11 protein-coding genes are annotated in these 12044 nt (G+C 34.8%); 9 read left to right on the top strand and 2 right to left on the bottom strand.

Annotated features, from left to right (window positions below; genetic code table 11):
• Nucleotides 1–141: 141 nt before the first annotated feature.
• From AC3Z9T_RS04840 to AC3Z9T_RS04830, 3 genes are all read left to right on the top strand, one after another.
• Nucleotides 142–537, top strand: coding sequence for a hypothetical protein (locus tag AC3Z9T_RS04840; RefSeq protein WP_490125061.1), 396 nt, complete (start codon nucleotides 142–144; stop codon nucleotides 535–537).
• A 141-nt stretch (nucleotides 538–678) separates the two neighbouring features.
• Nucleotides 679–1266 (top strand): hypothetical protein, encoded by a 588-nt coding sequence (locus AC3Z9T_RS04835; protein WP_490125060.1) that lies wholly within the window; start codon nucleotides 679–681, stop codon nucleotides 1264–1266.
• Between the two features lie 250 nt (nucleotides 1267–1516).
• Nucleotides 1517–2509 carry an FUSC family protein gene (locus AC3Z9T_RS04830; RefSeq protein WP_490125059.1) on the top strand — a complete coding sequence of 331 codons (993 nt, stop codon included), beginning with the start codon at nucleotides 1517–1519 and terminating at the stop codon, nucleotides 2507–2509.
• Nucleotides 2510–2676: 167 nt separating this feature from the next.
• On the opposite strand, the gene AC3Z9T_RS04825 is transcribed toward AC3Z9T_RS04830, so the two are convergent.
• Nucleotides 2677–3642 carry an FUSC family protein gene (locus tag AC3Z9T_RS04825; protein WP_490125058.1) on the bottom strand — a complete coding sequence of 322 codons (966 nt, stop codon included), beginning with the start codon at nucleotides 3640–3642 and terminating at the stop codon, nucleotides 2677–2679.
• Nucleotides 3643–3929: 287 nt separating this feature from the next.
• On the opposite strand from AC3Z9T_RS04825, the gene AC3Z9T_RS04820 reads away from it, so the two are divergent.
• From AC3Z9T_RS04820 to AC3Z9T_RS04795, 6 genes are all read left to right on the top strand, one after another.
• Complete coding sequence (locus AC3Z9T_RS04820; RefSeq protein WP_490125057.1) at nucleotides 3930–4088, top strand: MbeCy; 159 nt, start codon at nucleotides 3930–3932, stop codon at nucleotides 4086–4088.
• A gap of 1578 nt (nucleotides 4089–5666) precedes the next feature.
• Complete coding sequence (locus AC3Z9T_RS04815) at nucleotides 5667–6266, top strand: fimbrial protein (protein WP_490125056.1); 600 nt, start codon at nucleotides 5667–5669, stop codon at nucleotides 6264–6266.
• A 71-nt stretch (nucleotides 6267–6337) separates the two neighbouring features.
• Nucleotides 6338–7039, top strand: coding sequence for a fimbrial biogenesis chaperone (locus AC3Z9T_RS04810; RefSeq protein WP_490125055.1), 702 nt, complete (start codon nucleotides 6338–6340; stop codon nucleotides 7037–7039).
• Between the two features lie 9 nt (nucleotides 7040–7048).
• A complete protein-coding gene (locus AC3Z9T_RS04805; protein WP_490125054.1) occupies nucleotides 7049–9535 on the top strand; it encodes a fimbria/pilus outer membrane usher protein in 2487 nt (828 codons plus the stop codon).
• Nucleotides 9526–10536, top strand: a complete 1011-nt coding sequence (locus AC3Z9T_RS04800; RefSeq protein WP_490125053.1) for a fimbrial protein — start codon at nucleotides 9526–9528, stop codon at nucleotides 10534–10536. Before AC3Z9T_RS04805 ends, AC3Z9T_RS04800 begins: the two co-directional genes overlap by 10 nt.
• Nucleotides 10537–10548: 12 nt before the next feature.
• Nucleotides 10549–11166 (top strand): fimbrial protein, encoded by a 618-nt coding sequence (locus AC3Z9T_RS04795; RefSeq protein WP_490125052.1) that lies wholly within the window; start codon nucleotides 10549–10551, stop codon nucleotides 11164–11166.
• Between the two features lie 179 nt (nucleotides 11167–11345).
• Here AC3Z9T_RS04795 and AC3Z9T_RS04790 read toward each other — a convergent pair whose 3' ends face one another.
• On the bottom strand, nucleotides 11346–11660 hold the full coding sequence (locus AC3Z9T_RS04790; RefSeq protein WP_490125051.1) for a helix-turn-helix domain-containing protein: 315 nt from the start codon (nucleotides 11658–11660) through the stop codon (nucleotides 11346–11348).
• Between the last annotated feature and the right edge of the window lie 384 nt (nucleotides 11661–12044).

Here is a 12044-nt window from a genome sequence, read left to right as displayed (position 1 = left end):
CACTGAATTAACATGAATTCTTTATGTACGTATTCCTCATTATTAATAGCGATATGAATGCTTAAGAGGTAGGATTGCCAATATTGATATTTCAGTTAAGGTGTTTATAATTACCGGCTAATTAATAAAATGGATTTTCTGATGATTAAATATAATACTTTTATACTTACTGCTTTTCTCTTTGTATCTAGTGCTGCATATAGCCAATGCTATAGGGATGATATATGCATTACGCTTGAGTCAGATAGTAGTTATTACTCTATTCCTTGTAAGGATATAGAGTATGCAGAAATAATAAAAAATACTGGGAAAGATAACAGATTAGATGTTGGCTTTAATAATAATCACAATATATCTAATTTTATAAAGCAAAACAATGGAAAGGCATCATATTTGTATCTTCTGAATTATAAATTTCCTAAAATATATATAGACCCTAGGATCACTCGTAATATGTCATTTAGCCTTCCATATAAAGAAATGGAAGAGGCTGCAAAACAAGTTGTGTCATGTATCGAATATCTTGATGATTATTAGAGATTAATTTTAACCAAGGGCTGTTAATTTTTGTATCATTTTTTATAATCAGTAATTAGGAATAAATTAGTTTAAGTGATTTAACACCACAAAGTTGTATAATAAATAAAGGGCAAAGAAGCTAATTAACGGTATAGCGAAATGAATAAAATTCTTATGGTTGGCCTGATTATGTTTGCATGTTTCAATATTGTAGCTAAAGCGAGTGCAGACAGCAATAGTGCTCCATTTGGATTTCGGTGGGGTGATGATTTAGACGTGGTCAAAAGTAAGCTAACGGGCCAATATGAAATAATTGATGACCAAGAAAGATGCCCATTCGTAATCGTAAAAACCAAGAACTTAGATAACAGAATAGAAGACATCGGGGAATATGAATTACTCATTATGTCAAAATATGATGGTATTTCTTTTGGCGGGCTAATAGCGATAAGCTATAAAAGTCAGCCAGACAATATGAAGGATTATTATCCCCTTATCAGTAAAATTATTAAAAATTTAAAAAGAGATTATGGTGTATTACAGCAGGCTCGAAGTATAGATAGAACGGAGCGTTATTATTTTTTTGAAGATCAAGATTTGACAATCAATCTCACAGCAGAACAATCTAAAGATCATTTTTATATTGATCTAGAATATGCCTATACTGGAAACCGAAACAATGGAGATACAGAAGAGGGCTTTGCTACTGCCGTGGAAGAATGCAAAAAACAAAGAAGTAAACATTAATATTTCAACTAGGCATACAACTGGTTAATATCGTGATTTTCTATTCGAGATACAGGTAGGCGTCAAAAGAAGACAGACGGGGAGCATAGGTTAGTTCTATGACTTGGTTTGTGGAGCGTCGTTAGCACACCTTAACGAAAATCCCTGCAAATTGAAGGATGGTGAGTGTACCTCTATTGATGAATATGTTAAAACATAGTGCCCCCAATAAACTTAATTAAACAGGGCTTATGTGCGAGGTATTTGTAGGATGTCGAAATATGTCAGTTTTCGTAATAATGGCACTTTTCTTATTGCTGTAATAATTAATTCAGCAGTATGTTTTTCTTTGTTTGGTATTGTTGGTTGTATGTTTGGTGTTTTAACAACACTGTTTTCGAGTATTGTTTATGACGCGAAAAATGATAGTAGTAATATTTTTTATATGGCCTTCTTATTATTATTGGTAATGGTAGGTGGGGCGATTGGTTTTCTACTGAAACTAACCATTTATTTTTATATTTATTTGTTTCTTATATCATATTGCTATTATCTTTTTTATAAAAAAGATGACTATTTAGATCGCGTTTTTCCATTTATTATTATTTTTTCTTGTATGGGAACAACACTCGGTTCTGTCAGCGCAGAAATACCAATGGCTTATGGGACAGGAGTGATTGTTAGTTTAATTGTTTTAACTGTGTTGAAAAGAAAACATTATAAAAATCATGCTTTTAGAAGTGGCTTATTTTCTAAAGAAATGTTTCACAGTAATGAGCATATTTATATCAGGGCATTTTTTTTTAGTATTTTTTTGTTTTTAAGTCTATCTATTCCTGATTATCTCAATTTGTATAAGCCTTACTGGGCCCCCTTAACATTTGTTATGCTGCTTCATCCAAAAGAACTGAATATAATCAAAGTGACTTGTTTACGGTTTCTAGGGAGCTTACTGGCAGCGATTTTTATTGTCTTTATGTTTAGCATAACAAAATCACAGGATATTGACGTTTATTTAATCATGTTAGCTTTGGTGATATTTTTTATACCTACATTTTTCCATTTGAATTATACGCTCAAGACTTTCTCTATCACTATATTTGTACTGCTACTTATGGAAGAAACTGAATATTTACATGACCCAACTTACTTATTACCAATATCTAGAGTGTATGAGACCTTCATTGGAGGAGCTGTTGCAATATTAGCAAGTTTGGCCTTGAATATTTTTAGAATTATCAAAAATAGAAAGGTTACAGGCTAACGAGTTATATAGTATTGAAATTATCAGGTGACGAGATGGCAGGGATACAGTCCTGACAGGACAAAGTGTGATACTACTAGATTGGATAGTGGCGAACGCAACTAATATTGTATCAGCCAAGGAGGCGGCTCCCTTTCTGTTTACTCAGTTAGAACTTAATTACCCGCTTAGTGCGGGTTTTTGTTAGGCAGATTATTTTCTGCTTTTGGAAGTAGCAATAGCATGGTTATGGCGATAACTAATGCCAAAACAGTTAGCATTGACCTATCTATTGCTAATGCTATAGGTCCCGCATTAGGTGCCAGATTGAAGGTAAGGGCAATGGCGGTTAAACAAAAAGTCCAATAACCATAGCGTTTTGCGCCGATCATTAACATGGCAAATAATAGTAGTCCTACTAACGAAATATGCCACCATGGATTGTGATACAACCCAAGTATTAGCCCACCGACAATAGCACCAAGTAGTGTGCCAGCACCACGTTGTTTCAATCGTACCCATGTTGCCATTCGTTCAGCCTTCATAACTCTTAGTCCCGCCGCGGGTAGCCAACAAGGGTGCAAACTCGGTATTACTGTTGCGATGGCACTGCCAATCAGTGCAACAAGTACGATTGCGATAGAAAAGCGTTGTACAGTAGGAGATTTCATTTCCCTTTTTACCGTTACAGCGGCATTCGTATCATGCGGTAACATGATATAGGCGATGATAACCCCCCAAAAAGTACCAGCGCTGAATGCGCTAGCGTAAAATGAAGCGCCTTGAGTCGGTATTTGCCCAATAGAAAGAAAATAGGCTAATACACCTAATGCAATTGGCAATCGTAGATAGGTCGCTCGTATTTCTGAATAACCTTGAAGGTAGGCTCCGATGGCAGAACATAGGAAAAATAGCAGGCTACCAAGTGGAATATTGACACCGATACTCGCAAGGGCTGAAATAATGCAAGCACCTTGAAGTAAAGCAAACAGTGATTTTTTCTGAGGTAGTTTAGGAAATGAAACCACTAATAGGTAGCCACCGAAAGACATTAAAAGCCCAAACATAGCTTGTTGGTAGATGATCCCAATTAGCCATGGTGTTATGACCCATAGAGATAAGATAAAAGATCTGCGGATTTTTGATATTGACATTGAAGTATTCCCTATTGAGAGCGTCAATCTAAGGAGTACGCTTCAAACAGTAACATACTGACATTTAATGAATTTATCATGAATATTCGAGAACATTCCAGAATTATCTTGTTATCTTTTTAAGTCGTAAAATAGGCTAATGATAAAATCTCTTTCTTTAATCATTTATGTATACATTGTTGGTGCTTTGTATTGCTATGTTCTATTTTTGTAATATTAAGTAATTAAGACCCGTCCTTGACTCGGCTATGGCATGGTTAGCTCTTTTATAGAGGGGAGAAATAATAATGCACCAAATGAAAACAGAGGTTGTTGTAATTAGACTGACGAAGAAAGAAAGAGCTGAACTTGATGCAAAGAAAACAAAACCAATTCTCTCAGAGTGGATGAAGGAACTGGCATTTTCAGCTCCAGATAATCAGAACATAAATAGTAAATCATCGTAATGCATAGATTAGGCATTCACAGCAAACACGATAGATGATGAGCGGTATCATTTTATGTCATTAACCTAAATATTGGTAAGGTTAATGGCATAAAGCTTTTATTGTAGTAAACCAGTCGTACTGACAGTCATCATGGCTGTCATTTGACTAATTGCGATAGTAGTGAGTATTTCATTAACCATTGGCTGGTTGGTTTACAATCAACAAACTTATTGAATTATCAGACTTAACTCCAATTTATTACAATTTTGGTTAAACGCTAAACAACATATAACACTGAAAGAGATCTAACTCTCATTTTTGGCTATTACTGATATTCAAGATATGACGTGTGTTTTATGTTATCGCCTGAATAAATTACATTTTACTTGGCTATTCGAGCAATTAACGACTACATTTTTAGATAGATTATGATCCGGTTGTATTGTTGTGACTTTTTTTGATGGTCATTTTTGTTCCATTTGGTGGAATAAAAAGCGGTCTGTACTCATATGATGAGTTTTAAGAGTATTCTTAAGGCTGATTTGAGCTTCTTAGTTAGGCTGTAATGGTCACGAAGTGAATTATTTTTTAATATTAGTTATCATATGGTTACATTTTTAAATTAATTTGAATAAATAAAATTTCATGAAGAAAAGCGATGCGTTAGTCAAATTAATTGATAACATTTACTAACAAAATGAGTAAAAAATAGTTTTTCAAATAAAGCACCTTTGACACTTGGCAAGAGATAAAATGGCGGAATAAAGAGAATTTTTAAAATTACTCATTTTTGATCTCATTACTTCTGCTGTCTACTTCAAAATAATCAATGCTAATTTCTAATTATCGTATTTAAACTGTCTTTTCCTCTGTAAATATCACTTTTTCTGCATTAAAATATAAATTCACTCGTTTTTTGTGTAAAAAATCAAAATATGATGAATCTCCGTTATATAATAAACTAGCAAATGATCCCTAACTAATCTCAAATTAATAGAAACATAAAATTAATTTATGTTATTTGATGTTTATCTATACAAATTAGACTGGTATGCATTACGAATATATAAATTTAACATAGGAATGTACAATAAAGATGGTCTTATTTGGATTGTTTGTGGTGATTTTGATTTTTATGATCTAATAATTTAAGTCAGTTTTTTGATATTAACTATTACATTAACATAAATGTTGATTTATTAATTTAATAAATTGACGTAATACGTGTAATTCAGTGAATTTAATCAATCAGTAATTTCGTATAAATCATCTTTTTTGATAGATTACACCTATCAAAAATCTTCTTATCTGATAGTAAAAACGATTTAATGTAATTTAAGTTTTTATGTATTCTTTGTTCGAAATCATATAGACCACATTATGATTATTAATTAAAAACGGACTCATTGAGATAGAACGATATTATTAATTAAGTTATTACCGGGCGATAGAATTACACCCATAAGTCATGTGTAACCATATTAAATATATGGTCGGAAACCTGCGGCAATTATTTATTAAATAACAGTCTGATGCTTAATAAGTTCTTTTAAATGTAATAATGTAATAATAAAACCCTCACATTAGGAAATGACAATGAAAAAAGTATTACTGACTGCAGTTGTGACTGCAATTATTGGTTCATCATCTGCTTTCGCTGCAACTGACAATGCAGGCGGTGGTCAAGTTAATTTTTATGGTAAAGTAACAGACGTTTCTTGTACTATTTCTGTTGATGGTCAAGGTAGCGATGCTAAAGTTTATTTGGCTCCAGTTTCAGTAAAAGAAGTTAAAGATGCAGGTGCAAATACTTATTTGAAACCAAAACCATTTGTTATTGACGTAACAAATTGTCAAGGTGCTGATGCGGGTAAAGATAAAGATGCATTTAAAGTAACTTGGACTGGTGGTAACGTATTAACTGGCGCTGATGCTGATACTAATAACGAAGGTTATTTAGCAAACACTGATTCAACAGGTGCTAAAAAAGTTCAATTAGTATTAGCAACAAATGCAGACTCTAACTTAGCAAATAAAATTAACCCAAATAGCGGTACTCAGCCTAAAGCAGACACCACCGCTATTCAAGATGGTAAGCGTTTCACTTATTTTGTAGGTTATGCAACTTCAACTCCTGATCAAGCAACAAGCGGTGTTGTAGAAAGCTACGCAACTTACGAAATTACTTACGAATAATTCTTTATTATTTCTAAGGTAATAATTATCTAAGCGGTAGTCATTACTGCCGCTTTTATTTAGAGGTTCAAATGAAAGCAATTGTTTTATTCTTCTGCTTCGTTTTCAGTGCATCTTCATTAGCGAATAATATTATTGTTAACGGCACGCGATTTATTTATCCTGGAAATGAAAAAGAAATTACCGTGCAATTAAATAATACAGCAGAGAGACCTGCGGTCGCGCAAGCATGGTTAGATACCGGTGATGCATCAGAAACACCAGATACAATAAAAACACCATTTCAAATTACGCCTCCAATATCTCGTCTTGATGCAAAAGGTGGCCAAACACTACGCATTAAATTAATGGATAAGAATGGAATACCACAAGATAAGGAAAGTTTGTGGTGGTTGAATATTTTGGATATTCCACCAACGGTAAAAACAGCAGGGAAGGAAGATCAGAACTTCTTACAGCTAGCAATTCGTTCTCGATTTAAATTTATCTATCGCCCAGTTGGATTAGGTAGCCGTGAATTAGCTCCTGAACAATTAGTTGTAAATGCTAATGGCAATAATTTGACTATTAATAATCCTACGCCATTTTTTATTACCATTACAAAAATTTCCACTGATGGCAAAAATGGATTAGCGGATAAGGCGGTAATGTTAGCACCCAAAAGTCAAACTTCAGTGGTATTGAAAAAAGCAATTAGAGCAGGTGAAAGTGTTGTTTTGAACAATATTAATGATTACGGTGCGGATATAGCAGTAAAAACCACTGCTAAATAGGATAGAAAAATGAAACAGCGAGAGTTAATAAATAAATATAGCAATACACTCTCTGTGACCTGCTTCGTCACTGTATGTATGATGCCAACATTTTATGCATGGAGTGCTGAAGGCACGACCTATGAATTTAATAGTGGGTTCATAGTAGGCAGTAAAGATAATGTTGATTTAGAACGCTTCAACACCACTGCAATCAGTGAAGGTAAGTATTCTGTTGATGTGTATACTAACGGTAACTGGAAAGGTCGCTATGATTTAAATATTATCCAACAAAAAGATGGCAAATTAGGTGTTTGTTATACGCCAGCTATGTTGAATAATTTTGGTGTTGATTCAGAAAAATTAAATCCGCAATTGAATGCGCAAGAATCTACTTGTTCTCCGTTGAATGAGTGGAATACGATGAAGGACGTGAATGATACATTCAGTTCCTCAAACCTACGTTTAGATATTTCAGTTCCACAAATTTACGAACAACGTTTATCGCGTGGATATGTTGCTCCTCAATTTTGGGAGAAAGGCATTCCTGCGTTAAATTTGGCCTATATGGCCAACTATTATGATAGCCATACTAATGGCTCTCAAGGGCAAAACGATGCTAGTGCCTACTTAGGACTTAATGCGGGTTTATCTGTTGATGGCTGGTTATTAAAGCATATTGGTAATTTAAGCTGGCAGCGTTCAGGAAGTACTAGTTGGAACAGTAACCAAACGTATTTGCAAAAACCTATTGCTGATATGAAATCAAAAGTGACGGCAGGTCAGTTTTATACTGATGGTGATCTTTTTGACAGTATTGGATTACGCGGTGCAAAAATAGCAACTGATGACAGTATGTATCCTGATGGAATGACATCATATGCCCCTGAAATTCGCGGTGTTGCACAAAGTAACGCATTAGTTACCGTTAGCCAAAATGGCTCAATTATTTATCAAACCTCTGTTCCTCCGGGGCCATTTATATTAAATGATGTTTACCCATCAGGTTATGGTAATGATTTAAATGTTACGGTGAAAGAAGCTGATGGTAGCGAAAGTAGTTTTAGTGTGCCTTATTCATCGTTAGCACAGTTATTACGCCCTGGTTTTACTCGTTATCAAGTTGCTGCTGGTAAAGCCGATACTGATGGCTTACATAATCGCCCTTATATTATGCAGGGTACTATTCAGCATGGTTTAAATAACACATTCTCACTTTATGGTGGCGTGACAGCATTTGATGACTATCAAGCCTATTTAATTGGTACTGGTGTGAATACGGGGATTGGTGCTGTTGCAGTTGACGTTACGCAATCACGAACATCACTGAAACATCGTACAGATAATGGCCAAAGTTACCGAGTGACGTTTAACCGTTTAATTACTGAAACAGACACTAATATTTCATTAGCGGCATATCGTTATTCAACAAAAGATTATTTCAACGTAAACGATGCATTATATGCCATTGACTATGATAAACGTGATGTAGCAAATAGTCGGTGGCGTGAAAAGAATGGCTTTAGCTATACGGTAAATCAAAATCTACCAGAAGGGTTCGGTGGATTGTATTTTACTGGTCGCATTTCTAGCTATTGGGAACGCTCAGGAACCGAAAAACAGTATCAATTTAGCTATAACAATCAATTTCAACGTGTTTCGTATTCCATTAACTTTATGCGTGTTTATTCCGACAATAATAATAATGGAAAGAAAGATGACCGTATTAGTTTAAATCTAAATATCCCACTTTATTATGGTGATAGCAGAAGTACGACATTAACATCAAATACCACCTTTAATAATGAAAAATTTGGTTCAACCCAGCTTGGGGTTAATGGTGCATTTGATGATGAAAATAACTGGACTTACGGACTTAACACTGCTGCTGCACGAGGTGGAGAGTATAGCGTAGCAATGAATACAGGCTATCGTTCGCCGTATGTTAATACCAATGCTAACTACAGCCAAGGTCAAGGCTATCGTCAATATGGCTTAGGTGCTAATGGTTCTGTCGTTATGCACTCAGGTGGAGTGGTCTTTACACCCAACACCTCAACCACAATGGCATTAATTGAAGCGGAAGGTGCGGAAGGTGCATCAATTACCAGTGCACCTGGTGTGCGTGTCAATAAGAGTGGCTATGCTTTAGCACCGTACGTTAGACCTTATCGTATTAATAATATTGAAATTGATCCAAAAGGTAGCCCTGAAGATATCGTTTTTGACAATACCTCCGATCAAGTTGTTCCTTATGAAGGCAGTATTGTTAAAGTTAAATTTGGCACAAAAGTTGAGCGTAATCGTACCTTTAATGTTGTACGCCTTGATAAAAAACCAATGCCATTTGGCGCAGAAGTCACTAACGCACAAGGTGAATCTATTGGTGTTGTTGGGCAAGGCGGAACAGTGTTTATTAGTAATGAAGAAGCAAAAGACGCTTATGTGAAATGGGATAACGGTCAGTGTATATTTTCTCTGGAAGCCGGAACCAGTAAGGATAGTGTATGTCGATAAATGATGTAATTTTACGTAATGGGATAGCGCTGGCAGCGGTGTTATCAAGTATCTCTGCATATGCAACTTGTACTCGAAACTATGATGTTGCAGCAGAGCGTATCGATATGCAGTTTGGTCGAGTGGTCGTTTCTCCTGACTTGCCTGTTGGCAGCGTGATCCAGTCAAAGACTTGGCCAATGAAAGAAACGGGTAAATATTGGGCTAAATGTTATGGCGGAACTCTCCTTGATGCAGTGGTGACAGCATCAGGAGTGACGGAAGGCGCCAATAAAATTTATAGCACCAACGTTCCGGGGATTGGGCTACGCTTTAAGCGGATGGGAGCAGTATCGATGACCTATCCTGATAAATTTGCAGTTAAAGGGAATGCTAGAGACCAAATAAATGTGTATTTGGCGGGTTCTACTTTTAGCTTAGAAATTATCAAAACAGCGGAAAATACTGGCTCAGGGCGTATTACTCAAGGGGAATATACCCGCTATGGGTATAACCCTAAAACGATCGAGCCTGCAATTATTACTTATTTATCTGCTGACGCAATTACCATCGTGTCACCATCTTGCAAAATTACTACAGGTAAAAATCAAGATGTGATTTTACCGCCAGTGAACCGTACAGAGTTTAGAGGTGTAGGCTCAACGGCAGGTGAAAAACAATTCCCGATAAATTTACTTTGTAATGGTGGGATTAGTATTTCCCCTGATTCTGTTGCCGTCAACATGACCTTTGGTGGGACCAAAGCACCTAATACGCCAATAAATAAAGGCGTATTAGACAATATGGCAAAAAATTCTATGGCTCAAGGTATTGGTGTTCAAGTATTAACGGATAAGAATAAAGAGTTAGAGTGGGGAAAAATTTATAAGGTTGGCGAGTTAACTAGTGCGCAAGATAAGGAAATTCGTATGAATTACATTGCTCGCTATTATCAATTTAACCAAAAAATTTCAGCTGGCGAAGTTGAAGCTAAAATGTTGTTCAATATTACTTATGACTAACAAGGGTTATCTATGAAACATTGGTTACTCATAACGTTCCTGTCCATGTTGAGCTATACAAATATCTCCGCAGCACTGGAAGCTAATTATGATGAAGGTAAGATCGACTTTTTAGGTAAAGTAGTTGATATATCTTGTGAAATATCTGTCAATGACCAAGGTAGTGATGCCAATATCTATCTTGCACCTATCTCATTATTTGAAATTCATAATAGTGAAGGTGGCGCATATATGAAGTCTAAAATGTTTACCATTAAACTATCACAGTGCCAATCGGTGAGTCACAATGGTGAAATGGTCGATGCGGATCTAAATAAAATCAGTGTGGCATGGTCAAATGGCTACTTAGTTCCTAAAACTAATTTTGAAACGTCAGGACTGTTAAGAAATATGTTAGCTGATGGGGCACAAAATATTAATTTTGCACTATCGATTAATAATAATACAACATTGGATGCAGACAATAAGATTGTTCCTGCGGATCCTGCACAGCTTAAAGTAGCCCCTAAAATCTCCGATAATAAGGATGCTATTTTTCAATATTATATAGGGTATACTGCTGAATCACCCAAAGAGGTAACGACAGGTTTAATGGCAAGTTATGCCACTTATGAAATACAGTATAATTAAATACTAATATAAAACAAGCACCCTTAATATTTAATCTTGGGTGCTTAATGCTATTTTAAATAAAATTAAACAATAAAAAATAACATGGCGATTAAAGTGCTATGTTATTTTTTATTTGAAAGAAAATTATGTTGGTGCGATTGTATAATCTAAGAGGAGTAATAAAAAATAATAGAGTATTAGATTACATTTTTATTATGAACAATAACGCTTTCAGCTGTGTATTTCAACTCTTGATTTTTGATGCTGATATTATCATCTTGGATTGAGAAATCCTCATCAGTAATGCAGCCTTGAAAGAACCAATCTATAGGGCATTTCAACGCGATCGCTATACTAACTAAATGATTTAAAGGTATTTTATTGATTCCGTTCTCATAGCGTGATATTTGCTGTTGGCTAATACTTAATTTCTGGGCTAAATTAGCACCTGACAGTCCTAATTCTTTTCGCCTTGTTTTTATCTTAATTCCAATAAAATAATGAATGTCCATATGACACCCTCGATTGATAAAGGGATTATAGTGAATGCTAATGCATAATAAAATTATACAATATATGAAATATTAAAAAAACAATTAATTTCAATATGACCGATATTTAATTTATGTGTACCTAACAGGGATGAATAGATATTTTTTAGTCAAAAACTTTATGGAAAAATAGTTACAAGTGTAATAGTGATATGGTGCAATATTTAGTATGAAATTTCAATTAAGATGCTTTTTTATAATTTAAATGTCTATATAAAATAGAGGGTGATAATTCAGTTATTTTTAATGTGAATATATATTGAGTTTAAAGTAATAAAGCGTTGACTTTTTACGATAGTTGTTTTGTGATCAAGCAGGCGTGATATTATTAGTAATAAATGAGTA

This window comes from Providencia sp. 6390 (assembly GCF_058148425.1).
Note: the sequence above shows the minus strand (reverse complement) of the source record. Positions and strands in the feature narration are given on the sequence as shown.

Bases quoted from the DNA above. Each gene is read 5' to 3' on its own strand.
- AC3Z9T_RS04840 (WP_490125061.1), top strand. From the start codon at position 142: ATGATTAAATATAATACTTTTATACTTACTGCTTTTCTCTTTGTATCT.
- AC3Z9T_RS04835 (WP_490125060.1), top strand. From the start codon at position 679: ATGAATAAAATTCTTATGGTTGGCCTGATTATGTTTGCATGTTTCAAT.
- AC3Z9T_RS04830 (WP_490125059.1), top strand. From the start codon at position 1,517: ATGTCGAAATATGTCAGTTTTCGTAATAATGGCACTTTTCTTATTGCT.
- AC3Z9T_RS04825 (WP_490125058.1), bottom strand. From the start codon at position 3,642: ATGTCAATATCAAAAATCCGCAGATCTTTTATCTTATCTCTATGGGTC.
- AC3Z9T_RS04820 (WP_490125057.1), top strand. From the start codon at position 3,930: ATGCACCAAATGAAAACAGAGGTTGTTGTAATTAGACTGACGAAGAAA.
- AC3Z9T_RS04815 (WP_490125056.1), top strand. From the start codon at position 5,667: ATGAAAAAAGTATTACTGACTGCAGTTGTGACTGCAATTATTGGTTCA.
- AC3Z9T_RS04810 (WP_490125055.1), top strand. From the start codon at position 6,338: ATGAAAGCAATTGTTTTATTCTTCTGCTTCGTTTTCAGTGCATCTTCA.
- AC3Z9T_RS04805 (WP_490125054.1), top strand. From the start codon at position 7,049: ATGAAACAGCGAGAGTTAATAAATAAATATAGCAATACACTCTCTGTG.
- AC3Z9T_RS04800 (WP_490125053.1), top strand. From the start codon at position 9,526: ATGTCGATAAATGATGTAATTTTACGTAATGGGATAGCGCTGGCAGCG.
- AC3Z9T_RS04795 (WP_490125052.1), top strand. From the start codon at position 10,549: ATGAAACATTGGTTACTCATAACGTTCCTGTCCATGTTGAGCTATACA.
- AC3Z9T_RS04790 (WP_490125051.1), bottom strand. From the start codon at position 11,660: ATGGACATTCATTATTTTATTGGAATTAAGATAAAAACAAGGCGAAAA.